Annotated in this window: 27 protein-coding genes; 20 read left to right on the top strand and 7 right to left on the bottom strand. The window is 61.1% G+C overall.

The genetic code is table 11. From position 1 onward, the window contains the following. The first annotated feature begins 62 nt into the window (after positions 1-62). From phnF to KMP13_RS01325, 14 genes are all read left to right on the top strand, one after another. On the top strand, positions 63-776 hold the full coding sequence (phnF, locus tag KMP13_RS01390) for a phosphonate metabolism transcriptional regulator PhnF (protein ID WP_215263663.1): 714 nt from the start codon (positions 63-65) through the stop codon (positions 774-776). Between the two features lie 3 nt (positions 777-779). Beyond that, positions 780-1214 (top strand): phosphonate C-P lyase system protein PhnG, encoded by a 435-nt coding sequence (locus tag KMP13_RS01385; RefSeq protein ID WP_215263662.1) that lies wholly within the window; start codon positions 780-782, stop codon positions 1212-1214. Beyond that, the gene (phnH, locus tag KMP13_RS01380; protein WP_215263661.1) at positions 1214-1750 is read left to right on the top strand and encodes a phosphonate C-P lyase system protein PhnH; all 537 of its coding nucleotides are present in this window, start codon (positions 1214-1216) and stop codon (positions 1748-1750) included. The genes KMP13_RS01385 and phnH overlap by 1 nt, the downstream gene beginning before the upstream one ends. Then, positions 1750-2817 carry a carbon-phosphorus lyase complex subunit PhnI gene (locus tag KMP13_RS01375; protein WP_215263660.1) on the top strand — a complete coding sequence of 356 codons (1068 nt, stop codon included), beginning with the start codon at positions 1750-1752 and terminating at the stop codon, positions 2815-2817. Before phnH ends, KMP13_RS01375 begins: the two co-directional genes overlap by 1 nt. After that, entirely contained in the window at positions 2814-3734 is a 921-nt protein-coding gene (locus KMP13_RS01370; RefSeq protein ID WP_215263659.1) for an alpha-D-ribose 1-methylphosphonate 5-phosphate C-P-lyase PhnJ, read from the top strand. Before KMP13_RS01375 ends, KMP13_RS01370 begins: the two co-directional genes overlap by 4 nt. Continuing rightward, a complete protein-coding gene (locus tag KMP13_RS01365; protein ID WP_215263658.1) occupies positions 3731-4528 on the top strand; it encodes an ATP-binding cassette domain-containing protein in 798 nt (265 codons plus the stop codon). The genes KMP13_RS01370 and KMP13_RS01365 overlap by 4 nt, the downstream gene beginning before the upstream one ends. Next, on the top strand, positions 4525-5244 hold the full coding sequence (locus tag KMP13_RS01360; RefSeq protein ID WP_215263656.1) for a phosphonate C-P lyase system protein PhnL: 720 nt from the start codon (positions 4525-4527) through the stop codon (positions 5242-5244). The genes KMP13_RS01365 and KMP13_RS01360 overlap by 4 nt, the downstream gene beginning before the upstream one ends. After that, positions 5231-6418: an alpha-D-ribose 1-methylphosphonate 5-triphosphate diphosphatase gene (locus KMP13_RS01355; RefSeq protein ID WP_215263654.1), complete on the top strand. Its 1188-nt coding sequence runs from the start codon at positions 5231-5233 to the stop codon at positions 6416-6418. The genes KMP13_RS01360 and KMP13_RS01355 overlap by 14 nt, the downstream gene beginning before the upstream one ends. Before the next feature lie 146 nt (positions 6419-6564). After that, positions 6565-7368 (top strand): phosphonate ABC transporter ATP-binding protein, encoded by an 804-nt coding sequence (gene phnC, locus KMP13_RS01350; RefSeq protein WP_215263653.1) that lies wholly within the window; start codon positions 6565-6567, stop codon positions 7366-7368. A gap of 36 nt (positions 7369-7404) precedes the next feature. Then, positions 7405-8325, top strand: a complete 921-nt coding sequence (gene phnD, locus KMP13_RS01345; protein ID WP_215263651.1) for a phosphate/phosphite/phosphonate ABC transporter substrate-binding protein — start codon at positions 7405-7407, stop codon at positions 8323-8325. Between the two features lie 82 nt (positions 8326-8407). Next, the gene (phnE, locus tag KMP13_RS01340) at positions 8408-9355 is read left to right on the top strand and encodes a phosphonate ABC transporter, permease protein PhnE (RefSeq protein WP_215263650.1); all 948 of its coding nucleotides are present in this window, start codon (positions 8408-8410) and stop codon (positions 9353-9355) included. After that, positions 9352-10209 (top strand): phosphonate ABC transporter, permease protein PhnE, encoded by an 858-nt coding sequence (gene phnE / locus KMP13_RS01335; protein WP_215263649.1) that lies wholly within the window; start codon positions 9352-9354, stop codon positions 10207-10209. The genes phnE (KMP13_RS01340) and phnE (KMP13_RS01335) overlap by 4 nt, the downstream gene beginning before the upstream one ends. Beyond that, complete coding sequence (locus KMP13_RS01330) at positions 10206-10739, top strand: AAA family ATPase (RefSeq protein WP_215263648.1); 534 nt, start codon at positions 10206-10208, stop codon at positions 10737-10739. Before phnE (KMP13_RS01335) ends, KMP13_RS01330 begins: the two co-directional genes overlap by 4 nt. 24 nt (positions 10740-10763) lie before the next feature. Continuing rightward, positions 10764-11390, top strand: a complete 627-nt coding sequence (locus KMP13_RS01325; RefSeq protein WP_215263646.1) for a DapH/DapD/GlmU-related protein — start codon at positions 10764-10766, stop codon at positions 11388-11390. Here the strand turns inward: KMP13_RS01325 and KMP13_RS01320 are convergent, their stop codons facing one another. The 7 genes from KMP13_RS01320 to KMP13_RS01290 form a co-directional block, all read right to left on the bottom strand. Further along, positions 11391-12206, bottom strand: a complete 816-nt coding sequence (locus tag KMP13_RS01320; protein WP_215263644.1) for a sugar phosphate isomerase/epimerase family protein — start codon at positions 12204-12206, stop codon at positions 11391-11393. A gap of 29 nt (positions 12207-12235) precedes the next feature. Continuing rightward, positions 12236-13447: an alpha-D-ribose 1-methylphosphonate 5-triphosphate diphosphatase gene (locus KMP13_RS01315; RefSeq protein WP_215263642.1), complete on the bottom strand. Its 1212-nt coding sequence runs from the start codon at positions 13445-13447 to the stop codon at positions 12236-12238. 2 nt (positions 13448-13449) lie between these two features. Further along, positions 13450-14094 carry a class I SAM-dependent methyltransferase gene (locus KMP13_RS01310; RefSeq protein WP_215263640.1) on the bottom strand — a complete coding sequence of 215 codons (645 nt, stop codon included), beginning with the start codon at positions 14092-14094 and terminating at the stop codon, positions 13450-13452. Next, the gene (phnE, locus tag KMP13_RS01305; protein ID WP_215263638.1) at positions 14091-14897 is read right to left on the bottom strand and encodes a phosphonate ABC transporter, permease protein PhnE; all 807 of its coding nucleotides are present in this window, start codon (positions 14895-14897) and stop codon (positions 14091-14093) included. Before phnE (KMP13_RS01305) ends, KMP13_RS01310 begins: the two co-directional genes overlap by 4 nt. Continuing rightward, positions 14890-15762, bottom strand: a complete 873-nt coding sequence (locus tag KMP13_RS01300) for a phosphonate ABC transporter ATP-binding protein (RefSeq protein ID WP_353055666.1) — start codon at positions 15760-15762, stop codon at positions 14890-14892. The genes phnE (KMP13_RS01305) and KMP13_RS01300 overlap by 8 nt, the downstream gene beginning before the upstream one ends. Continuing rightward, positions 15755-16624 carry a PhnD/SsuA/transferrin family substrate-binding protein gene (locus tag KMP13_RS01295; protein ID WP_215263636.1) on the bottom strand — a complete coding sequence of 290 codons (870 nt, stop codon included), beginning with the start codon at positions 16622-16624 and terminating at the stop codon, positions 15755-15757. Before KMP13_RS01295 ends, KMP13_RS01300 begins: the two co-directional genes overlap by 8 nt. 178 nt (positions 16625-16802) lie before the next feature. Then, on the bottom strand, positions 16803-17246 hold the full coding sequence (locus KMP13_RS01290) for a hypothetical protein (RefSeq protein WP_215263634.1): 444 nt from the start codon (positions 17244-17246) through the stop codon (positions 16803-16805). Positions 17247-17605: 359 nt separating this feature from the next. Here KMP13_RS01290 and KMP13_RS01285 point away from each other — a divergent pair, with 359 nt between their 5' ends. The 6 genes from KMP13_RS01285 (at position 17606) to KMP13_RS01260 (ending at position 22640) form a co-directional block, all read left to right on the top strand. Further along, a complete protein-coding gene (locus KMP13_RS01285; RefSeq protein WP_215263632.1) occupies positions 17606-17953 on the top strand; it encodes a recombinase in 348 nt (115 codons plus the stop codon). Positions 17954-18005: 52 nt separating this feature from the next. Next, positions 18006-19232: a DNA-packaging protein gene (locus KMP13_RS01280; protein ID WP_353055665.1), complete on the top strand. Its 1227-nt coding sequence runs from the start codon at positions 18006-18008 to the stop codon at positions 19230-19232. Between the two features lie 225 nt (positions 19233-19457). Continuing rightward, on the top strand, positions 19458-20672 hold the full coding sequence (locus KMP13_RS01275) for a phage portal protein (RefSeq protein ID WP_215263630.1): 1215 nt from the start codon (positions 19458-19460) through the stop codon (positions 20670-20672). Further along, positions 20665-20883 (top strand): GTA head formation protein, RCAP_rcc01685 family, encoded by a 219-nt coding sequence (locus KMP13_RS01270; RefSeq protein WP_215263629.1) that lies wholly within the window; start codon positions 20665-20667, stop codon positions 20881-20883. Before KMP13_RS01275 ends, KMP13_RS01270 begins: the two co-directional genes overlap by 8 nt. A 23-nt stretch (positions 20884-20906) precedes the next feature. Beyond that, entirely contained in the window at positions 20907-21467 is a 561-nt protein-coding gene (locus KMP13_RS01265; RefSeq protein ID WP_215263627.1) for an HK97 family phage prohead protease, read from the top strand. 12 nt (positions 21468-21479) lie between these two features. After that, positions 21480-22640 carry a phage major capsid protein gene (locus KMP13_RS01260; RefSeq protein ID WP_215263625.1) on the top strand — a complete coding sequence of 387 codons (1161 nt, stop codon included), beginning with the start codon at positions 21480-21482 and terminating at the stop codon, positions 22638-22640. The last annotated feature ends 108 nt before the right edge of the window (positions 22641-22748 follow it).

Below are 22748 nucleotides of genomic sequence, written 5' to 3'. Positions count from 1 at the left end.
CGCTGTCATCGCTCTGTTACCGCGCCTGCATAGTTTGAATTCATTCGAATGAATGGTGAAATATGCAGAAAGAAAAATGGCGCTTGGTCCGGGATGAGATCGCCAATGACATCTCCAACGGATCTTTGCAACCCGGTGATCGCCTGCCGGTAGAGCCTGACCTGGTGGCCAAATACGGCGCCGGGCGTCACTCGGTGCGCCGTGCGGTCGCGGATCTGGCGCGGGCGGGATTGCTGAGCGTTGAACAGGGGCGCGGTACCTTTGTCGAAACCGGACCTTTGCTGGAATATGCCATCGGAAAACGCACCCGTCTGCGGCGGAACTTGCAGGGGCAAGGCGTTGATCTGAAACGCGAGCTGCTGGACGCGCAGATCGTTGCCGCCCGCCAACGGGTGGCCGAAGCGTTGAACCTGGTCGAGGGCGCGATGGTCAATGAAAGCCGCCGCATGACCCTTGGCAATGGGCTGCCGATCAACATGGGCACCTCTTACCACGATATTGAACGGTTCCCGGATTTCACCGCGCGGATGGATGTGCTGGGCTCGGTGACCGAGGCCTACAAGACCTATGGTATCACCGATTACCTGCGCGGTGAGACGACGCTCCACAGCCGCATGGCGCGGGCCGAGGAAGCCAAAATGCTGAAACAACACCCGCAGTCGCCGGTGATGGTGGTGCGCGCGGTGGACACGCTGTTGGATGGCACCCCGATCAGTTTCAAACAGGTGATCTGGTCCGCCGTGCGGGTCAAATTCGCCATCGCATTGGAGGATTAGGCGATGCCCCAGCCCGACACCAAATGGTCGCACAGTGATCTCCTGTCCGTTCTGGCCCGCAGCGCGCCGGACGCATTGAAACCCTTTGCCGAGGGCTTGATGCCGCAGCTCGGCGACCTTGAGGTGCTGCACAGCCGCACCGGTCTGGTGATGCTGCCCATGCGCGACACGGCGCAGGGAACCGCCTTTCATCTCGGCGAAATTCTGGTCAGCGAGGCACATCTGCGTCGTGGTCCCCATGAGGGATACGGCATGCGCAAAGGGCGCGATCTGGAGGCGGCAATGGCCATGGCTTTGGTTGATCTTGCACTGGACGCGGGCCTCGCCGTGCCGAACTGCCAGGCCTTTGTCGCCGCCCAGCACCGCCTGCACGAAGACGAAGACCGCGCCACCCTGTGCCGGGTCGAAGCCACCCGCGTGGATATGGAGACTTTCTGATGCAACCCGTCCCCCAGCCCACTGCGGATGAGACCCGCGCCAACGCGAGTTTCGCAGCACTTTTGTCGGCGCTCAGCCGTCCGGGCCAGATCCAGACCTTGCCGACATCCGGCGAGGCGGGCGTGATCGAAGCCCTGTTGGATCGCGAATGCCGAGTGGCTTGCGCCGATCCGCGTCTGCTGCCGCAGGTGATGCAAACCGGCGCATTGATCGCAGAGATACCGCAGGCGGATCATGTGTTCCTGGGGCAGATGACCACAGCCGCGCCCCTTAATGACATTTGCATCGGCAGTGATCTCTACCCCGATGCGGGCGCGACGGTGGTGGTCAACGCGACCTTTGACAATGGGGTGCGCCTAGGTCTGACGGGGCCGGGGATCGATGGGGAAACCACGGTGCAGATTGCGGGCCTACCGGCGGATTTCTGGCAGCTGCGCAAGCAGCGGATCCGCTACCCGATGGGGTTTGATCTGTTCCTTCTGGACGGTGCGCGGGTCATGGGCCTGCCACGTTCCACAACACTTGAGGTGCTCTGATGGCCTATGTCGCGACCCGTGGCGGTGCCCGCGCAATCGAACAGGCCGAGCGGCTGTTTCGCACTGAGATGGGCGCAATCGACGCCGCTCGCGTGGCTGAAATTCGCGCCGCAATGCCCTATCTGATCGACCGGGTGATGGGGGAGGCGTCACTTTATGACGAAGACATCGCCGCCCTCGCGCTGGCCCAGACCGGGGGTGACCTGTATGAGGCGGTGCTGTTGCTGCGCGCCTGGCGAACCACGCAGCCCCGTCTGCAAGTCGCCGAACCGGTGGCACAAGACGGCCTGTTCACCCACCGCCGTATCTCTGCCGCGTTCAAGGATATTCCCGGCGGGCAGCTGTTGGGGCCAACGCTGGATTATTCGCACCGCTTGCTGGCGAGCGAGGTTCTGACTGGCACGCCGTTTGCACCCAAACCTGTGGACGCCGCGCCAACACCGGCACCCGCCACGCAGCCCTCGGTCGCGGCCTGGCAGGCGGCCAATGATCTGGTGGATTTGCCCGAACCCGACATGACGCGGCCCGATGATATCCCGGATGTCACCCGCGAGCCGGTGCTGTTTCCCTCCAAACGCGCGCATACTTTGCAAAGCCTGGCGCGCGCCGACACCGGCGGCACGCTGGCGCTTGGCTATGCGGCGATGCGTGGCTACGGCAAGGCGCATCCAACCGTCAATGAGCTGCGCTTGGCTGAGGCTGAGGTCATGGTCAAACACCCCAAAGGTACTGAATTTTCTGCCGGACGGGTCAAGGTTTCCCAAGCCGAGGTGGTCTCCAAATCCGGCGACAAGCTTAGCCTTGGTTTTGCCGCCACCCTTGGCTGGAACGAGGTCAAATGCATCTCGGCCGCGACATTGGATCTGAACAGTAAAGGCGCGGCCAAAGGCTCCGCCACCGAGGAAGAGTTCTTTCTCTACCACACCGAAGGGGTCGAAAGCTCGGGTTTTTGCATCCACTTCAAACTGCCCCATTACGTCACCTTTCAATCGTCCCTGGACGCGATGCGCGATGCCAATGCGCAAAAAGCCGCCCCCCAAACCCCGGATCAGGAGCCTGCGGAATGAGCCTGTCGTCTCTCACCAAACCCTGGCAACCGATGAGCTATGGGTTTCTGGATGCATCTGCCAAACGCGAAATCCGCCGCAAGATGCTTAAGGCGGTCGCGGTGCCTGGCTGCCAAATGCCCTATGCCAGCCGCGAAGTGCCGATGGCGCGTGGTTGGGGCACCGGTGGTTTGCAAGTGTCGCTGACGCTGATCAATCCCAAGACCTGCGTCAAGGTCATCGACCAAGGCGCCGACGATAGTGTCAACGCGGCCTCCATCCGCCGGTTTCTGGCCCAGGTCTCTGGCGCGCCCACCACGTTGGACACGCTCAAGGCGAACCTTATCCAATCGCGCCACCGGATCCCCGAAGAAAAGCTCACGGCCCATCAGACGCTGGTGTTGCAGGTTCCAAACCCCGAACCGCTCAGATCGGTGCAGCCCAATATGTCGATTGCGCGCCAGATGCATGGGGATGCCGATTACGGGCGTATGTGGCTACAGCTTTATGAACAGATCGTGCGTTCGGGGCGGGTGATGCAGGGGGCCAGCTATCCGGCGATGGTCAACGGCCGCCACGTGATGACGCCGTCGCCAATTCCGCGGTGGGACGTGCCAAAACTTCATATGGCGCAGCATCTGACCATCCTGTCGGCGGGGCGCGAAAAACGCATCTATGCGGTGCCGCCCCATACACGCGTGGAACCACTGGTGTTTGACGATGTGCCCTACCGGGTCGAGGACCACGGCGATTTGACCTGTCATCGCTCAGGTGCACGCGGCTTCTTTATGAATGAAATCCCGCTGCCTGATGGGTCTGCCGCGCATGAAATTTCCGACAGCGAATACGGCGTCAAAACCATCCGCACCCGCGACGGAGAGGCGGTGGAGACCGGCGACACCTGGTACATCAATGGCCTAATCGAGGACGCGACATGACCCTGACCCTCAACCCGCCGCGTCTGGTTGCAACGGATGCTCTGCTGCAAATCAGCAATGTCAGCAAATCCTATGGCGCGGTCAACGCGGTGCGCGATGTCTCTGCCACCGTCTACCCCGGCGAAGTACTGGGCATCGTCGGTGAAAGCGGATCTGGAAAATCGACCCTGCTGCGGATGATGAACCTGGAAGAGATCCCCGACAGCGGCACCTATACGCTGGATCTGCCCGAGGTCTCGGGCAACCTGTTTGATCTGGACCGCTTTGCCCGCCGGATGCTCTGTGCCAAACGGATCGGCATCGTCTATCAAAACCCGCATCTGGGGCTGTTGATGGATCACACCAGTTCCGGCAATGTGGCGGAACGTCTGCTGGTCGCAGGGGAACGCCGCTTTGGTGAGTTGCGCGCCCGTGCCCAAGACGCGCTGGCGGCGTCCGAATTTCCACTGGAGCGGCTGGATGATCCGCCGCGCGATCTGTCTGGCGGCATGCAGCAACGGGTGCAACTGGCCAAGGCGATCGCGCTGGAACCGGCGCTCTTGCTGCTTGATGAGCCCACCACCGGGCTGGACGTCAGCGTTCAGGCGCTGGTTCTCGATACGCTGAAACGTCTGCAACAGGAGCGCCAGATCACCATGGTTCTGGTCTCCCATGATCTGGGCGTGATCCGCACGCTGGCCGACCGCGTCATGGTCATGCGCCGCGGCCAGGTGGTTGAGGCCGGCCTAGTCGACCAGATCTTCCAAGACCCGCAACATCCCTATACCCAACAATTGGTGCACGCAAAGCTATGAGTGTCGTTCTTGAGGTCCAGAGCCTGACTAAAGGCTTCACCATGCATCATCTGAACAGCTATCTGGCGGCGTTCTCGGATGTGTCCTTTGATCTGAATGCGGGCGAGTTTCTGCTGCTCAAGGGCCACAACGGCGCCGGGAAATCCACCTTGCTGCGCACGCTCTATCGCACCTATCTCGCCCAATCCGGGCAGGCGCTGTTTCACTCGCAACATGGGGTGATTGATCTGTTGCGCGCAGCCGATGTGGATCTGGCGCTGTTGCGGCGCAGCGAGATCGGATTTGTCACCCAGTTTCTGGTCGCACGCCCCCGTGTCTCGGCCGAGGCGTTGGTAGCCGAACCCCTGCGTCGCGCCGCTTGGGACACCGCTTCCGCACAGCAGGAGGCCCGCCATTGGCTGCAGGCCTTTGGCGTCAAACAAAGCCTGTGGCGCGCCTATCCCACCACGTTCTCGGGTGGTGAGCAGCAAAAGGTCAACCTGGCCCGCGCGCTGATCCTGCCGCAAAAACTGTTGTTGCTGGATGAACCCACGGCCTCGCTCGATGCAGGGGCGCGCGCGGCGCTGGTGGCGCGCTTGGCCGAGCTGAAATCGAACGGCACTGCGATGATCGGCGTCTTTCACCACCCGGATGATGTGGCGCATCTGATTGACCGGGTGATCGACCTGACCCCCGAAGCCCAACAGAACAAGGAAGTTCCCGATGTGGTTGTCTGATGTCTCTCTCGTGCTGCCCGACCGGGTTGTGGACCATGGCGCGCTGCGCATCGAAAACGGGCTGATCGCCGAGATCCGCGAAGACGGCGCTACAATGGGTCACGGGATCGATTGCCAGGGCGCGCTGGTGATGCCTGGGTTCATCGATATGCACGGTGACATGATCGAGGTTGAACTGGAACCACGCCCCGGCGTCGACTTCCCGATGGAGGTCGCGCTGCCACATCTGGATGCGCGTTTGGCCGCTGCCGGTGTCACCACGGCTTACGCCGCCGTCAGCTTTTCACGCGGGGCCAAACTGGGCGAACGCCGCTCGTTTGAACACACCAGCCAGACCATCCGCAAACTGCATGCGATGCGCGCGGGCTGCAGTGTCGATCACCGCATCCATGCGCGGTTTGACATCACATTCGACAATGCGGTGGAGGTGCTGCATGACCTGATCACCGAACAACTGGTCGATCTGGTCTCGGTCATGGATCACACGCCGGGGCAGGGGCAGTACCGCGATGTGGAACGCTACATCCGCCAGATTGCCAAAAACGATGGCCTGTCCGAGGTCGACGCCCGCCAGCGTGTCACCACCCGCATCGCCCAAGGCACCCGCCCACAAGATGTGATCCTGTCGAACCTGCGCGCGGTATCAGACCTCTGCCGCGCAAACGGCGTCGCACTGGCCAGTCATGATGACGACACGGTGGCCAAGGCGCATCTGATGGCCGACATCGGCGCAGTGATCAGCGAGTTTCCGGTCACTTTTGAGGCGGCAGAGACCGCAGCCCAACGCGGGTTGTTGAACGCCATGGGTGCCCCCAATGCGATGCGCGGCCAAAGCTATTCCGGCAATCTGTCGGCGCGCGAAGCCCATACCAAAGGGTTGCTGCATATTCTCGCGGCTGACTATCACCCGGCCGCCATGTTGGCAGCGGTCATGGCTTTGGCCGAGACCGATCCAAACGGGCTAGCAGGGAGCACCGCCCTGATCAGCACGAACCCGGCGCAGGCCTTGGGGCTGATGGATCGCGGTCGTATCGCCACCGGCCTGCGCGCCGATCTGGTGCTGGTGGACCGCCACCCCCATGCGCGCGTGATGGCCACGTTGCACGGTGGCAGGCTGGTGCATACCACCGGCCAGCTACAAGCGCTGGAGCAGGCGGCCATCGTGGCGGCCTGATCGCATCCGGTGGTGGCAGGCCTGCCGCCTGTCACCAACCTGTTGCAAAATCGTCGCCGGAACATCACGAAGCTGTGAACGGCGGGTCACGCAAGGCGCATATCTCTAGGTCAAACATTCGGATGAATTGACCGGGAGCCTACGCGATGACCTCTGCGCTGACACTGAAAAACGTGTCCCGCCAATTTGGTGAGACCTACGCCGTTGACAATGTGTCCCTGTCGATTGAACCCGGACAATTTGTCGGCGTGATCGGGCGTTCGGGCGCCGGTAAATCCACCATGTTGCGTCTGTTGAACCGGTTGATTGACCCCACCTCAGGGTCGATCACCTTTGGCGAGGTTGAGGTCTCGACCCTCAAAGGCAAGGCCCTGCGCCAGTGGCGGCGTGACTGCGCGATGATCTTTCAACAGTTCAATCTGGTGGACCGTCTGGATGTGCTGACCAATGTTCTGATCGGGCGTCTGGCGGAACATGGGTTTCTCTCGTCGATGACCATGAATTTCACCGATGAGGAACGCGCCATGGCGATCCGGGCGCTGGACCGGTTGGATCTGGTGCCGCAGGCGCTGCAACGTGCAGGCACCTTGTCTGGCGGCCAACAACAACGGGTCGCCATTGCCAAGGCGCTGGTGCAGAAGCCGCGTATCATGCTGGCGGATGAACCCATCGCCTCGCTTGATCCGGCGAATGCGACGCTGGTCATGGATGGTCTGCGCGACATCAACCGCGAGGATGGCATCACCGTTCTGGTCAACCTCCACACGTTAGACACCGCGCGTGCCTATTGCGACCGCATCATCGCCATGCGTCAGGGACGGGTGTTCTTTGATGGCACCGCCGCCCAGCTGACCGACGATGTGGTGCGCGACATCTACGGCATCGAAGGCCTGCGCGATTTCAACGCAGCCGTCACATCGACCGCTGTACGCAGCAGCGTGCCGGCTTGAAGTTCAACGACTAAACGCGATCAGGGAGAGTTCCACATGCGTTTCATCACCACAGCCGTTCTCGCGGCATCTCTAGCAGCCCCGGCATTGGCCGAAGGTTGGAAAGATGACTACCAGGTTCTGAAATTCGGCGTTCTGTCGGGTGAGAACGAAAAAGACCGGATCGCGCGTTACACGCCGCTAGAAACATTCCTTGAGGCCGAGCTGGGTATTGAGGTCGAGATCTTCACCGCCGGTAACTATGACGGTGTGATCCAGGCTCTGGCCGCTGACCAGATCGAAATCGCACGTCTGGGCTCGTCTTCTTATGCGGCGGCTTACACCGCGACCAACGGCGGCGTTGTTCCAACTCTGACCGACGTCAAAAAAGACGGCACCACCGGTTACTATTCTATCGTGGTCACCCGGTGTGACAGCGGCATCAAATCGCTGGCCGACGCCGAAGGCAAAGTCCACGCATTCGCCGACCCGGACTCCACCTCGGGCTATGCGGTTCCTTACTGGAACATGGTCAACAAAGAGAATATCGTGCCCGAAGAATTCTTTGGCACCGTGACCTTTGGCGGCAGCCACGAGGCGGATGTGCAGGGCGTCTTCAACGGCACCTTTGACACGGCTGCGACCTACCAGAACAACGATGTCAACGGCATCTACCAGCGGATGGAAGCCAAGGGCATGATCGAGCCCGGTCAAATCTGCAAAATCTGGCAGAGCCCTGAGATCACCACCGGTCCCTGGACCTTCCGCAAGAACCTGCCGGAAGCGATGATCGAAGACGTCACGGTCGCGCTTGAGAAATTCGTCACCGCGGATGAAGAAGGCTTCAAGCTGTACTCCTCGTTTGATCCCGAAGACACAAATCCAAAAGTTGGCTTCCAGCGCGTTGACGCAGAGCGTTACCAGTGGATCGTCGACATGCGCGCCTGGATCAAGAAACAACGCCGCGCGGGCTCCTAAATCCCCCACATGATCCTCAAAAGGGCGCGCCAGTCGCGCCCTTTTCCTTGCGGACCTGTATCTTTCTTTGACCGAGGTTTCGATGACCCTAACCGCTGACCCTTTGCTGACAGTTGCGCCCGAGGGCGGTGCGGCACCTCTCAGCCAGTTTGAACGCGACTTTGCCGCCAAACGCCGCGCCGCCCGTCGGGGCTGGCTGATTGGCACGGTGATCTTTGCCCTGGTCTTTGGCTTTGCCGCCTGGATCGGAGATTTTTTCAAGGTGACGCAAGTGACCTTGCCGGATGGATCGCGCGATTGGCGCTGGATCATCCCGGCCGGTCTGCCACGGCTTGGCGATTATCTGTCACAAACCCTGCCGACCTTGCGGTGGGAGACATTGGGCGCAGATTTCGCTGAATGGTTCTGGCGCTGGAAGGCCTGGGTCGGGCTGTTACTGGAAACCATCCTCATTGCCTTTATGGCGACTGTGTTTGGCGTGATCGGCGGCTTTCTTCTGTCCTTTCCCGCCGCACGTAACCTTGCCCCCAACCGCGCCGTTATGTGGATCACCCGCCGTTACCTTGAGGTCGCCCGCACCGTGCCCGATCTGGTCTGGGCGCTGATTTTTGTGTTCTGTTTCTCGGTCGGACCCATGGCCGGCGTGCTCGCCATTTCGCTGCATTCCTGCGGCGCATTGGGCAAGCTTTATTCCGAGGTGAATGAAAACATCGACATGCGCCCCCTCGAAGGGGTCAAGGCCGCCGGCGGCACCTGGTTCGACCAGATCCGCTATGGCGCGGTGCCGCAGGTCTTGCCCAATATCATCAGCTACACGCTCTTGCGATTTGAGATCAACGTCCGCTCGTCGTCCATTATCGGCTATGTGGGCGCGGGCGGTCTGGGCCAAGAGTTCCGCACCGCCATGAGCTTTCAGGAATACACCGACCTGTCAGCCTTGTTCGTGATCATCCTGGTGACCGTCATCGTGATCGACTTTGGCTCCGAGAAAATTCGCCACAAAGTCATCGGCCTGGAGGACAGACCATGAGCCTGACACCCACAGATATCGCCGCCGCCCGCGCCCGTGTGCCCGGTGCGTTTTCCCAACCCCTGTCGACCCGTCTGCGCCGCTACGGGCTTTGGGGTGGGTTGGTCGCGTTGATGTGTTATTGCCTTTGGGCGTTTGATTTTAGCCCCCTGCGTATCTGGACCGGTCTGGGACGTCTCGGCGATGTGCTGGGCTTTATGTTCCCGCCCTATGTCTGGCAAACCTGGGAGGAGTTCTCAGAGATCCTCAAAGGCTTGGGGGAAACCCTGTCGATCGCCTTTATGGGCACATTTCTGGGCGCGATCATTGCCTTCCCGCTGTCGTTTCTCGGGGCCAAGAACATCAACCGTCTGAATTTCTTCCGCCTTGGCGTGCGGCGGGGCTATGACGTGATCCGCGCGTTTGAGACCCTGATCCTGGCGCTGATTTTCATCCGTGCCTTTGGTCTTGGCCCACTGGCCGGTATCCTGGCGATTGCGGTGTCCGAGGTCGGAACATTCGCCAAGCTCTTCTCGGAAGCGATTGAAAACACGTCCAACAAACCCGTCGAAGGGGTCAAGGCCTCGGGCGGGTCACGCCTGCAGCAGATCCGTTTTGCCATTGCGCCGCAGGTCAATCCGGTGATGGTGTCGATCCTGTTGTACAACTTTGAATCCAACGTCCGCTCCGGCACCATCCTTGGCATCGTCGGCGCCGGCGGTATCGGTTTCCTTCTGTCGGACCGGATCTCGGCCTACAAATGGGACGAGGCCTGGTCCATCATCTTCCTGATCATTGCGATGGTTTATGTCATCGATTATCTCTCAGGTTTGATCCGCGCGCGGATCATCGGAACCTGGGATGGAGCGAAATGACGCAGGATGAACACCGTCCAAAACGGATCATGATCATTGGCGGACCGGGATCGGGTAAAAGCACGCTCGCCCGCCAATTGGGGCAGGCCCTGCACCTGCCGGTCAAACATATGGACCGCGAGGTGCACTGGCTGCCCGGCTGGCAGGAACGCAACCGCGCCGAGAAGGCCCCGATTGTGGCGCGGATCATTGCCGAACCGGAATGGGTGTTTGAGGGCGGCCATTCCACCAGCTACGCCGACCGGCTGGCGCGGGCTGATCTGTTGATCTGGGTGGATGCCCCGCTGAGGGTCCGTTTGGTGCGGGTCATCCGGCGCACCTTGCGCGATCATGGCAAAATCCGCCCCGACATGCAGGACGGCTGCCCCGAACAGCTGGCAAACCTGCCCGGTTTCCTGTGGTTCATCCTCCGCATTCACCGCGCCAGCCAGCGCAAGAAACGCGCACTCTATGAACGCGCTCAGATCCCCAAATACCATCTGACAAGCTTCAAACAGATCAATCGCTTTGTGGCGGAACGATCTGCATAAAGCCCAGCCAAAGGACTACCAGACATGAGCGGCGCCGGTTCCAAATCCCACCTCAGCGAAGATCCAACCATTCATCCAGAGGCCAGCGTCACAGATTGCACCCTTGGCATCTGGACCGAAGTGGGCAAGGGCACGCTGATGAAGTCCTCGCAGATGGGGGATTATTCCTACATCACCCAGAATTGCCACGTGGTCTGGACCACCATTGGCAAGTTCTGCTCGATCGCAAATGCCACAAGGATCAATCCCGGCAACCACCCCACTTGGCGCGCGTTGCAGCATCACTCCGTCTACCGGGCCGAGGCCTATGGGCTGGGCACGGATGATCAGGAGTTTTTTGACTGGCGGCGCGAAAACTGGGTCACCATCGGCCATGACGTCTGGATCGGCCACGGGGTGACGGTGACCGCCGGTGTTACCATCGGCAATGGCGCGGTCATTGGTGCCGGCGCTGTGGTCACCCGCGATGTGGCGCCTTACACCGTGGTCGGCGGCGTTCCCGCTCGTGATATCAAGCAGCGGTTCACCCCCGCGCAGGCCGAAGCCCTGCAGGAGATCGCCGTTTGGGACTGGAGCCGCGAAAAATACAAGGCCGCGCTGCCGGACATCCGCGCCCTTGATATCGATGCCTTTATCGAAAAATACCGCTGATCAACAGGCCAGCCCCAGATCCTGCAAATAGGCAAAGCCCTGGGGGATGTCGCTTTTGCGGCGCAACTCCAACACCAGATGGGGTTCACTGGGGCAGTCTTGCAGGGCGCGAAACACCTCGACCCAGTGGATTTCACCTTCACCCGGAGCCCAGTGGCGATCCGCGTGGCCATCCAGATCCTGCAAATGCACATGGCGCAGCTGCGCGCCCGCATCGCGCACAAAATAATCCACCGGTGGTGCCTCCGACATACGGCGGGCCAGATGGGCGTGGCCGGTGTCAATCGACAGGGCAATCGCAGAGGAGGCAAAGCTTTCGACCATACGCCGACGGGTTGCGGGCTCCACATCTTCGATGTTCTCGATCACCAGCGTGATGCCTTCGACCTCGGCCTGTTTGACCACGGGGCCCAGCACCTGATGAATGCGGCCCAGTTTGTTTTCTGCGTAATCGGGCTGGGCGAGAATGTTGTTTTGATACCATCTGCGATAGGGCGAATGCAGCACCATTTGGCGCGCACCAATCGCCGCAGCCGCCTCTAGCGCCAGCAGCATGCGTTTGGTGATCAGGGGGCGCAGCTCCGCGTCTTTGTTGTCGAAATCCAGACCCTCATAGGGGCCGTGAATACCGATGCGCCCCTGATGGCCTTGCAGGGCATCTTTGGCGGCGACGATGCGGGCATCGCGTTCATCGGTCAGCGCCGCAAAGGTCATAAAGTCCTGCAATTCAATGTCGCGGTCTGCATCAAACAACCAGTTGCGATGCAGGGAGATTTCGCACGCCTTGAGACAGGCACCAATTTTGAGCGGGGTCATAGAAAAGTCCTTGGTTTCAAATGTATCAATCAACCACGGGGTAGGCCGCGATAGGCGCAGCGCCCGGCGACCCAGGTGCCTTGGATGGCGGGGGCGTGGCCTTCGGGCCAATCCACCAGCACCAGATCACCGCGTTTGCCGACGGCAATCTCACCCCGGTCTGTCAGGCCCATGGCGCGCGCCGGACCAGATGAGACCAGTGACCAGATCGCCAGACGATCGGCGCGCTGTTCCGCGTCCAGTCGCGCCACCGCCGCCAGCATCGCCGGGTAGAAATAGTCAGAGGCCAGCGCATCACACAGGCCCGCCTCAACCATGTCACCGGCGGCAAGCGATCCGATATGGCTGCCGCCGCGCGCAGCATTTGGCGCGCCAAAGACGATCAGATCCCCGGCAGCGCGCGCGGCTTCGGCCGCTTCCAGAACCATCGGGAATTCCGACACACCGGCCCCCAGTTCGCGGAAAAAGGCGCGGGTCTCGGCGCGGGTGTCATCATGGCTCAGCATTGCAGCTCCGGCCGCGCGGCCCAGATCGGCCACTTTGCCGATCATCGCAGGTACCTCGTCTCGGCGCTCCCAGACCTTGCCCAACAGCGCGATGTAGTCTTCTTGCGACAGGCCCGCGCGGGTGGCTTTTGAGGCGGTGCGCTGTTTCATCCGCGCATCATCGAGCGCCGCGATGGAGAAATCCGGACCCAGTTCAAAGGCGCGATCCTGAATGGCCACATCATAGGCCCGCATGGTCATCGAGGTGTGATCGTTGAACGCCACCGACGGGTGCAGATCGCTGCCCAGCGCCCATTCAATGGTGTCCAAGGCCTCAAAGGCAAAGGTCTCCCATCTCAGCTGCACTCGGTTTTCCACCGTCAGGCGCGGGGCTAGATTGAGCATGGTTTCCATAAGGTTGCGTCCGCGCGCCACATCTCGCAAACCCGGCTCCCAGCCCAGCGTGATGGCGTGATAGGCGGTGGCGATGCCGTTTGCCGCCAATTGCCGATCGGTGTCAATCACCGCAGCCTCGGTCGGGAAAAACACGCCTGGGCGCGGCATCAACTGGCGCTCAAACGCATCTCCGTGCACATCCAAAAGGGCCGGGGCCAGAATGCAGCCCGTGGCTGCGACCTCAGTTCCCTGAACCGGGCCGCCGATCTCAACAATGGTGCCATCGGCCACGGTTACTGTGGTTTCAACACTTTGGTCCGGCAGGTAAACGGTTGCGCCTGTAAAGGTTGTGGTGTTCATGGTCAAAGACGCTCCATCAAAAGATGCCAGTGGTAGGATCCGGGTTTTTCATGCTGCCGGTCGTCCAGTGCCTGCACTTCAAATCCCGAAAACAGCGATAGCAGCTCCGCTGCACTACAGTAGTAATGTGGATGTTTCTTGTCAGAGGTCGCGCTGTCAAACACCCACGTGTTGAGACTGATCTCGCGCCCCTCGGCTTTGGCCAATTCATGGGGCAGGCGTCGTTTGGACAGCATGGTGCCCAAATAACTGCCGCCCGACCGCAGCACCCGGCGGATTTCGCCAATGGTGCGCAACAGGATATCTTCGTCCCCGTGGTAGATCACATTCCAGCTGAGGACATGGTCAAAACTGCCATCCGCAAACGGCAGTGCATCCATACGGCCCAATTGGGTGGTGACACCGCCCGCGCGGTCAATCTCGGCCAGACCATCGGGAGCGGCGTCCAGCGCCACCACGTCAAATCCCTGATCCGCCAACCACAGCGCGTGGCGGCCAACACCGGCGCCAAGATCCAGAATGCGCGCGCCTTGGGTGAGGGTTGCGGCCCAGCGTTTTACATCCTCTTCCGGGGTCAGCCATTTTTCCTCGACCTGAGGTTTGGACCATTGCGCGTTCCAATGCTGATCGGCGGTATCGGTCTTCATCGCTGCTCTCCGATAATGGTTTTGCGCGCCCAGGTGCTGAGCGCTTCGATCGCGATGACAACCACGGCAATCATCAAGATCACAGTCATCGCAGTGGGATAGTCAAACAGATCAAAGCCGACCTTCAGCTCGATCCCGATCCCTCCTGCGCCGACAAGGCCCAGAATGGTGGAAGAACGCACCGCTTTCTCCAGCGCATAGAGCGCGGTAGAGACAAAGGCAGGCGCGGCCGCAGGCAAAGTCGCACAGGCAGTGATATCCAGGCGGCGTGCACCGGTGGCGGTCAGCGCCTCGGACGGGCCCTTGTCGACGGCTTCCATATCATCGGCAAAGAAGCGGCCACAAAACCCAATGGTGTCGATCATAATGGCAAGCGTGCCGGCAAAGGGGCCAAGACCCACAGCAACAACAAAGACCAGCGCCCAGGCGATGTCTGGCACCGCGCGGATAAAGCCCAGGATATTGCGCACGATCCCATTGATCCACGGACCGGCAATCAATCCGCGTGCGGCCAGCAGCGCGACGGGCAGCGACAGGATCACCCCCAGCACGGCCCCAGCAAAGGCGATTTGCAAGGTTTCAACCATCTTGCGGCCCAGACGCGCCATGACCTCCGATTCCAGATTGGGCGGAAAGGCGCGCGACATGAAATCAGCAAAACGCGGTGGTGAGGTCAGCACTTTGTCCAGCGAAAACCCGGCACCCTGAAAGGCCCAGATCACAATGACAATGGCCACAACATAGCCCAGGAAGGCCAGCGCCGAAGGACGTTCCAGACGGCGGGGAAGGGAATGGTCAGTCATAAAGCCCTCTCAGGTCAGATGCGGTGAGGGAGGCGGCAGTAGCATCCAGCGCCAGCTTGCCCCCGGCCAGACCAATCACCCGGTCGCCGTAATCCAGCGCGTGATCCACATGGTGGGAGGTAAAGACAACGGTGACGCCATTTTCGCGCACAAGTTTGAAGAACAGCGCCATCACCTCTTCACCCGCAGCTGGGTCAAGGGAGGCGCAGGGTTCGTCGGCAATCAGCAACTGCGGCTTGGCCACCAGCGCGCGGGCAATAGCGACCCGTTGGGACTGTCCACCGGACAAGCGGTCGGCACGTCGCGACGCCAGATTTGCCAGCCCCACTTGCTCAAGCGCGTCTATCGCGGCACGTCGCGCAGGCAACGGTGCAAAGCTTTGCGACCAATAGCGCGGACCGCTGTGCGATCCCAACAGCCCATGAAGGACATTGGACAGAACCGACAGGCGCGGCACCAGATTGTGCTTTTGCGACACCAGCCCGGTGCGACAGCGCAAGACCCTTAGATCAGCAGAGCGCGCGTCGGTGATGCGACGTCCCAGAACCTCAACCGTGCCGGAACTTGCCGGGATCAACCCCAGCAGGCAGCGCAGCAGCGTGGATTTTCCGGTGCCATTGGCGCCCACCAGCGCCACGGCCTCTCCGCGCAGCAGGCGAAAGCTGACGTCGGCAAAAATCGGCGTCTGGCCAAAGTTTTTGGTCAACCCCTGAACGCTCACGTCATGACGCGGCATTGCGTCTTGCAATACAACCGGCGCGGCAGCAGAACCCGCCTGCACATCACCCGAAACCGGGACGCGCTGCGCCCCGGCTCGGTCTGACACCCGAGAGGGTGCCAGGATCTCGTTCACCGGATCAGTCACCGATGAAGTCGTCAAATTGCGGGAAGCCCGCTGTGGTGTACATGGAGCGCACGTAGTTATAGGCGCTGTCTTCGATCGCAACCAGATCCATGCCGGTGTATTTGTCGTTTTCCTCATGGGCGAGGATCCCGGCAATGATGGTCTCTTTGTTCTCAAGGATCGCGGTTTTAAGACCTTCGGCTGCATCCGTTGGAACATGCGCGCCAACCATGATCATGTCGTTGGGCAGATCACCGGAACGGGTGATGATCTTGAAGAAACCATAGGGCAGGTCGGTCTCTTTGTTGCGTACACGCAACCAGCTGCCTGCGTTGGAGCCCAGCGCGTCGATGTCGCCGTTCTTCAACGCTTCGTGGGCGATGTTGCGGCTGGTGTGGGTCTTGTCGATGTCGTTGACCGGATCAACACCGTGATCAGCCAGCGCCTGCATCGGGCACAGCATGTTGGAGGTCGAACCGATGTCACCAAAGGCCACTTTCTTGCCCTTCAGATCCGCCGGCACGTTGATGCCGCTGTCAGCACGTACAACGATGGCACAGTGATAGTCAGGGCGACCCAGACCGATCAGCGGTGTGGCTTTGGTCAGCTTGTTGATGACCACATATTCCGCAGGACCGGATACCACGAAATCAACCGTCTCAGCGCGCAGCGCCTCGGCGGCGGCGGTGCGGGAGTTTACAGCATAGAATTCAAAGGTGTCGCCGGTTGCAGTTTCCAGCGCCTCTTTGAAAGGGCCCCATTCCAGCTGCAAACGCTCCAGGCCTTCAACGTCGGTGACGGCCAGTTTCCAAGTCTCAGCCGCTGCGCCAAACGCAGATGCCGCTGCAAGGCCGAGGCCCAGTACAAGTGATTTCAGTTTCATCGGTTCTCTCCAGGTGAAATTCATACGAATGAATTTCAGTCCTTCGTGACGGATGCGTGACCTGATCTTTAATCTTTTGTGAAAGCCGCCCCCTCCGACTGCGCGCGGGCATAAAAAAGACCTGCCAGGCGGATCACCTGACAGGTCAATTTCAAACGCGGCGAATTGGGCTGTGGAATTACTCGCCCGGAGTTGCCTCGACCGCGGGCGCAGATTTCATCCGCATCCCATCGACCGAGAATTGGTCGTCCGCACGCAACAAGAACAGCGCCACCATGGAACCCAGCGTCGGCACTGCCGCCCACATCAGCTGGTTGGGATAGGTGGTGTAATCGATCAGATTGGGGATCGACGACAGCGTGCCCACGCCATGCATCAACAAAACCGCTCCATAGGTGTAGGTGCGCAGGATACCGATGGCAAAAGCCAGCACGATCAACATCTGAATGCCGCCCACGATCCAGGCCAGATCCTGGGTGACAAAATGCAGCCCGTAGAATTTGTGAAAGATGTTTTCAAAGGACTGCGGAACACGGAATTTCAGGCTGGTCCAGGCGATCATAAACGCAGCAGCGCTAAGGCGCATGATCAACAGCGCGAGTGCAAGTTTGGATTTTTCCATAACGGGCCTTGTTCAATGACTAAGGTTAAGACGCGCAGCACGGGGAGACGTGTCTGCATCGTCTCCAGATAAGCGGATCGCTTACAAATGTTCAGGTGGAGCACGCCTGTGACACGGGATCGTGACACCGCCGCCTGTAAGATTGCTGAAAAACCTGACAGCGCGGTGCGGGGTGTTGCGCAACCACCGCGCGCTGCCTTTAGGGGTTTTAAACCGAGACGCGCGCCATATGTCTGAAAATATTGACTTTTGTCGATTTCTAGGGTAGGGTGGTCTTGCAGCTGTCTGCTCCACATTGGTGCGGCAGGACGGGCCATTGCAGCGCTAAACAGGCGCTTGAACCGGACCCTGATCTCCTCATGAAACATCCTCCTGAAACGCTGATCGGCAAAACCGCCGATCTTTTGCGCTCGCTTCACGATTCCATCCTCACCCTGCGCAACGAGGCCGAAGCCCTGCGCGAACAACTGCGCGCTGAAGATGCGATCAACCCTGACACAGGTGGTGTCAAACCCCAGATCAACAAGCTCGAAACCCTGATCCGTGATTGCCAAAAGGTGGAGAAAACCCTTGTCGACCAAAGCGCCCTCATCACCGATGCATCCACCCAAACGCCCGCCTATGATTTCGAGGCGGTGCGCGTCGAGATCAACAGCAGATTGGCTCGCCTGCGCGCCACCCAGCCGGGCGGCGGCGTTCCTGAATGACCTCTCAGAACCCACATATGCGGCCCTGCCGTATGAGTTCTCCTTTTGGGCGATGGATCACCAACTGCCACCGCCGGGCGACTGGCGCGCCTGGGTGATCCTGGGCGGGCGCGGGGCCGGCAAAACCCGCGCCGGCGCCGAATGGGTGCGCGCCCAGGTCGAAGGGGCCACGGCGCTTTCGGCAGGGCGCGCCTGCCGGGTGGCCCTGGTGGGGGAGACCTATGATCAGGTGCGCGATGTGATGATCCGAGGCGACAGCGGCATTGTCGCCTGTTCGCCCCCGGATCGTCGCCCGGTCTGGAAGGCCAGCGAACGGCGGCTGATCTGGCCAAACGGAGCCGAGGCACAGGCGTTTTCCGCCCATGACCCCGAAGCTCTGCGGGGTCCGCAATTTGATGTCGCCTGGGCGGATGAGCTGGCCAAGTGGAAAAAAGGCGAAGACAGCTGGGACATGCTGCAATTCGCCCTGCGCCTTGGCGACCAGCCGCAGGTCTGTGTGACCACCACACCGCGCAATGTTGAGGTGCTGCGCCAGTTGATCACCAGCCCCTCAACCGTGCAGACCAGCGCGCCCACCTCAGCCAATGCAGCCAATCTGGCACCGTCTTTCCTGACCGAGGTCGAAGATCGCTATGGCGGCACCCGTCTGGGTCAACAGGAGCTGGAGGGCGCACTTCTGGGCGAAGCCGACGGCGCGCTCTGGCGCAGTGCGCAGCTGATCGCGGCACAGGTGAAACGCGCGCCCCCCCTCAACCGGGTGGTGGTGGCGGTGGACCCCGCCGTGTCGCATCATGAAAACTCTGACGCTTGCGGCATCCTTGTGGTGGGGGCCGTGACGGATGGGGGACCCAAAGACTGGCGCGGCTATGTGCTGGCGGATCATACTGTAACCGGCGCCAGCCCGCTGGAATGGGCCACAGCGGCGGTGCGCGCAGCCGAGGTTCACAACGCCGACCGGATCGTGGCTGAGGTCAACCAGGGCGGCGCATTGGTGGAAACCGTCTTGCGGCAGGTGGACGCGCTGGTGCCCTTCAAACCGCGCCACGCCCGCAAGGGCAAATCCGCCCGCGCCGAACCGGTGGCCGCGCTTTATGAACAGGGTAAAATCCGCCATCTGCCAGGGTTACAAGCGTTGGAGGATCAGATGTGCCAGATGACGCCGCAGGGCTATCAGGGGCAGGGATCACCAGACCGGCTCGATGCGCTGGTCTGGGCGCTGACAGAGCTGATGATTGACCCCGCGCAGAACTTTGCCATGCCCCGTGCGCGCAGCCTCTAGATGGTCAAATGGACGGGCAAATAATCGGTCAAAATCCGGCCAATGCAACACTTGAAACGGTCCGCATCTGCGGGCCGTTTTCTTTTTAAACAATGTCTTGCACTCCGTGGTTAACCAAGTGTTGCGGCTTCGGCGCACGGCTCGGAACGACCTTGTTAGGACCCATGCCGCATTCTTGTCCCCACGCTTTGATCCCTTGCCCCACCGCACCAGAGGAGCCCACCCATGCTGTTTGATCGTCTGCGCCGTCCCCCATCTGGCGCACCCAAACCTGCCCCAACGGTGGAGACCAAGGCCAGCGCCGCCGCGCGTCTTGTCAATAGGACCACCAGCGCCCAGGCCGCCTGGAGCCCCCGTGACACGGCCACTCTGACCCGCGCAGGCTTTGCCGCCAATCCGGTCGGTTTTCGCGCCGTCAAACTGATCGCGGAGGCCGCCGCCGCGCTGCCCTTGACCCTACAAGACAGCACACGCCGTTATGACAGCCACCCGATGCTCGCCCTCATCACCCGGCCCAATACCGCACAGGGGCGCGCCGAATTTCTGGAAGCGCTCTATGGACATCTTCTGCTGTCCGGCAATGCCTATGTTGAGGCGGCGGCGATGGCGGATGACCTTGCCAGTGATCTGCCGGGAGAGCTGCACGTGCTGCGCTCGGACCGGATGCGGGTGGTGCCGGGCAGTGACGGCTGGCCGCAGGCCTATGAATATGCGGTGGGCGGGCGCAAGCACCGGTTTGCGGCCACTGGCGCGATCTCTCCGATCTGTCATATCCGCAATTTCCACCCCCAGGACGACCACTACGGGTTCTCCCCGCTGCAGGCCGCTGCCATGGCGGTGGATGTGCACAACTCCGCCTCGCGCTGGTCAAAGTCCTTGCTGGACAATGCCGCGCGCCCGTCGGGAGCCTTGGTCTGGAACGGCTCTGACGCGCTTGGCACCTTGAGCGAGGAACAGTTTCGCCGCCTGTCGGATGAGATCGCTGAAAGCTTCCAAGGGGCGCGCAATGCCGGCCGGCCCATGGTGCTGGAAGGAGGGCTGGACTGGAAACCGATGGGGTTCTCACCCTCTGATATGGAGTTTCAGGCCACCAAAGATTCCGCTGCCCGCGAAATCGCCCTCGCATTTGGGGTGCCGCCGATGCTGATGGGGATCAAGGGGGATGCGACCTATGCCAACTACCAGGAAGCCAACCGCGCCTTTTACCGGCTGACCGTGCTGCCGCTGGCCACGCGGGTGACGGCGGATCTGTCGGATTGGCTGTCGCGCTATATGGGCACGCCGCTGACCCTTGCGCCCGACCTTGACCAAGTACCCGCCTTGGCTACCGAACGCGAGGCGCAGTGGCGGCGCATTTCAGCTGCCGATTTCCTGACCGATGCGGAAAAACGCCATCTTCTGGGCCTGCCACCCAAGATGCAGGAGCACGCCGATGGCTGATGGACCCTACAGCGCCTTTGACTGTTCACCGGGGCTGCGCCTGTCGGCCCATGAGCGGATCTATCAGATCCAGCAGGAGGCGCTGAACCGGCGTCTGGATCGGATCGAGATGATGATGGAACGGCTGGAAAAACGTCTCTGGCTCACGGTTTACGGCGTTGCGGCCGTGATCCTCGCCCAGGCGGCGCAGTCCTTCATGATCGTTCCTTAACAACTGGTTAACCGGAGAAGTTGATGCATATCGAGCCGCAACTAGAAGTCAAATTTGCCGAAAACCCCGCGCCGATCACCCTGACGGAAGGCGCGCGGATCCAAGGGTATGCCTCCCGGTTTGGTGAGGTCGACCAGGGCGGCGATCAGGTCATGCCCGGCGCCTACACTGGGGCGCTAGAGCGGCTGGCCGCGCAGGGGCGCCGGGTGAAAATGCTGTGGCAACACGATCCGACCCAGCCGATTGGCATCTGGGATGAGCTACGCGAGGACGCCACGGGCCTGTATGTTTCCGGCCGGATCCTCACCGAAACCCGCCAAGGGGCCGAGGCCGCAGCCCTGATCGCCGCCGGCGCGCTGGATGGTCTGTCGATCGGCTATCGCACCACCAAAAGCGCGCGCAACGATAGTGGCGGCCGCCAGCTGTTGGAGCTGGACCTGTGGGAGGTCTCGCTGGTGACATTTCCCATGTTGCCCACCGCCCGCGTGCGCCCCGCGCAGAAATCCGAACGGACCGAAAACCTGCATGTTCTGGCGCAGGCTTTGCGCCAGGCGACCCAGCAGCTGCAACGCGAAACCTTGTGAAGGAGACCGCCGATGACTGACGTGACCGACCATGACCTGCATCAAGCGCTGAATGGGTTTGTGAACCAAATCAGCACCTTGCAAAGCGAAGTGAAAAATAAACTGCAACAACAAGATGAGCGTATGACCATGTTGGACCGAACCACTCGCCAGACTGCACAGCACATTGCCCGCCCTCAGCTGGCCACCACCGCCGATGTCGAAGCGCCGCACCAAAAGGCCTTTGACACCTATCTACGCACCGGCGATGACGCCGCCATGCGCGGGCTGGAATTTGACACCAAAGCGCTGTCGACGGCCGTCAATACCGATGGCGGCTATCTGGTGGATCCCGTAACGTCCGAGAGCGTGAATGCGGTTCTGGCGACCTCCGCTTCTGTCCGCTCGATTGCCTCCGTGGTTCATGTTGAGGCCACGTCTTATGATGTGCTGGTCGACCACGCCGAGATGGGCTCTGGCTGGGCGTCCGAGACCGCAAATGCGTCCGAGACCACAACCGGCACCATCGAACGCATTTCCATCCCGCTGCATGAGCTGTCGGCACTGCCCAAGGTCTCTCAGCGTTTGCTGGACGACAGCGCGTTTGAGATTGAGGGCTGGCTGGCCGGCCGCATCGCCACCACCTTTGCCCGCGCCGAGGCCGAGGCCTTTGTGAACGGCGACGGCATCGACAAACCCACCGGCTTCCTGACCCATCCGGTCACCGAAAACGACAGTTGGAGCTGGGGCAACCTGGGCTATGTGGTCACCGGGACCAACGGCCTTTTGGACAGCGGTGATCCGATCATCGATCTGGTCTATGCGCTGGGGGCACAATACCGCGCCAATGGGGCATTTGTGATGAACTCCAAAACCGCAGGCCACGTGCGCAAGCTCAAGGACGGCGATGGCCGCTTCCTGTGGACCGATGGGCTAGCGGCCGGTGAGCCTGCGATGCTGCTCGGCTACCCGGTGTTGATTGCCGAGGACATGCCTGATGTGGGCTCCAACAGCTATTCCATTGCCTTTGGCGATTTTGCCAGCGGCTACACCATCGCCGAACGCCCCGACCTGCGGGTGCTGCGCGACCCCTTCAGCGCCAAGCCGCATGTGCTGTTTTATGCCACCAAACGCGTCGGCGGCGACGTCAGCGATTTTGCGGCGATCAAACTGCTGAAATTCGGCACCTCGTGATCCGACCATGAGGCCCGAATGACGGGGGCGGCAGCCCGTCTCCGTCGGTCGGTGCGCATCGCCCATATTGCGCCGCCTTGCTGCACCCAACCGTCCAGGCACCGCAAG

The organism is Epibacterium ulvae (genome assembly GCF_018678075.1).
In the GTDB taxonomy this organism is placed as follows: Bacteria; Pseudomonadota; Alphaproteobacteria; order Rhodobacterales; family Rhodobacteraceae; genus Epibacterium; species Epibacterium ulvae_A.
This window is presented reverse-complemented; position numbering and strand designations above follow the sequence as displayed.

What these genes read in the sequence shown, in the direction of transcription:
- phnF (WP_215263663.1), top strand. Translation starts at nt 63, where the DNA reads ATGCAGAAAGAAAAATGGCGCTTGGTCCGGGATGAGATCGCCAATGAC.
- KMP13_RS01385 (WP_215263662.1), top strand. Translation starts at nt 780, where the DNA reads ATGCCCCAGCCCGACACCAAATGGTCGCACAGTGATCTCCTGTCCGTT.
- phnH (WP_215263661.1), top strand. Translation starts at nt 1,214, where the DNA reads ATGCAACCCGTCCCCCAGCCCACTGCGGATGAGACCCGCGCCAACGCG.
- KMP13_RS01375 (WP_215263660.1), top strand. Translation starts at nt 1,750, where the DNA reads ATGGCCTATGTCGCGACCCGTGGCGGTGCCCGCGCAATCGAACAGGCC.
- KMP13_RS01370 (WP_215263659.1), top strand. Translation starts at nt 2,814, where the DNA reads ATGAGCCTGTCGTCTCTCACCAAACCCTGGCAACCGATGAGCTATGGG.
- KMP13_RS01365 (WP_215263658.1), top strand. Translation starts at nt 3,731, where the DNA reads ATGACCCTGACCCTCAACCCGCCGCGTCTGGTTGCAACGGATGCTCTG.
- KMP13_RS01360 (WP_215263656.1), top strand. Translation starts at nt 4,525, where the DNA reads ATGAGTGTCGTTCTTGAGGTCCAGAGCCTGACTAAAGGCTTCACCATG.
- KMP13_RS01355 (WP_215263654.1), top strand. Translation starts at nt 5,231, where the DNA reads ATGTGGTTGTCTGATGTCTCTCTCGTGCTGCCCGACCGGGTTGTGGAC.
- phnC (WP_215263653.1), top strand. Translation starts at nt 6,565, where the DNA reads ATGACCTCTGCGCTGACACTGAAAAACGTGTCCCGCCAATTTGGTGAG.
- phnD (WP_215263651.1), top strand. Translation starts at nt 7,405, where the DNA reads ATGCGTTTCATCACCACAGCCGTTCTCGCGGCATCTCTAGCAGCCCCG.
- phnE (WP_215263650.1), top strand. Translation starts at nt 8,408, where the DNA reads ATGACCCTAACCGCTGACCCTTTGCTGACAGTTGCGCCCGAGGGCGGT.
- phnE (WP_215263649.1), top strand. Translation starts at nt 9,352, where the DNA reads ATGAGCCTGACACCCACAGATATCGCCGCCGCCCGCGCCCGTGTGCCC.
- KMP13_RS01330 (WP_215263648.1), top strand. Translation starts at nt 10,206, where the DNA reads ATGACGCAGGATGAACACCGTCCAAAACGGATCATGATCATTGGCGGA.
- KMP13_RS01325 (WP_215263646.1), top strand. Translation starts at nt 10,764, where the DNA reads ATGAGCGGCGCCGGTTCCAAATCCCACCTCAGCGAAGATCCAACCATT.
- KMP13_RS01320 (WP_215263644.1), bottom strand. Translation starts at nt 12,206, where the DNA reads ATGACCCCGCTCAAAATTGGTGCCTGTCTCAAGGCGTGCGAAATCTCC.
- KMP13_RS01315 (WP_215263642.1), bottom strand. Translation starts at nt 13,447, where the DNA reads ATGAACACCACAACCTTTACAGGCGCAACCGTTTACCTGCCGGACCAA.
- KMP13_RS01310 (WP_215263640.1), bottom strand. Translation starts at nt 14,094, where the DNA reads ATGAAGACCGATACCGCCGATCAGCATTGGAACGCGCAATGGTCCAAA.
- phnE (WP_215263638.1), bottom strand. Translation starts at nt 14,897, where the DNA reads ATGACTGACCATTCCCTTCCCCGCCGTCTGGAACGTCCTTCGGCGCTG.
- KMP13_RS01295 (WP_215263636.1), bottom strand. Translation starts at nt 16,624, where the DNA reads ATGAAACTGAAATCACTTGTACTGGGCCTCGGCCTTGCAGCGGCATCT.
- KMP13_RS01290 (WP_215263634.1), bottom strand. Translation starts at nt 17,246, where the DNA reads ATGGAAAAATCCAAACTTGCACTCGCGCTGTTGATCATGCGCCTTAGC.
- KMP13_RS01285 (WP_215263632.1), top strand. Translation starts at nt 17,606, where the DNA reads ATGAAACATCCTCCTGAAACGCTGATCGGCAAAACCGCCGATCTTTTG.
- KMP13_RS01280 (WP_353055665.1), top strand. Translation starts at nt 18,006, where the DNA reads ATGGATCACCAACTGCCACCGCCGGGCGACTGGCGCGCCTGGGTGATC.
- KMP13_RS01275 (WP_215263630.1), top strand. Translation starts at nt 19,458, where the DNA reads ATGCTGTTTGATCGTCTGCGCCGTCCCCCATCTGGCGCACCCAAACCT.
- KMP13_RS01270 (WP_215263629.1), top strand. Translation starts at nt 20,665, where the DNA reads ATGGCTGATGGACCCTACAGCGCCTTTGACTGTTCACCGGGGCTGCGC.
- KMP13_RS01265 (WP_215263627.1), top strand. Translation starts at nt 20,907, where the DNA reads ATGCATATCGAGCCGCAACTAGAAGTCAAATTTGCCGAAAACCCCGCG.
- KMP13_RS01260 (WP_215263625.1), top strand. Translation starts at nt 21,480, where the DNA reads ATGACTGACGTGACCGACCATGACCTGCATCAAGCGCTGAATGGGTTT.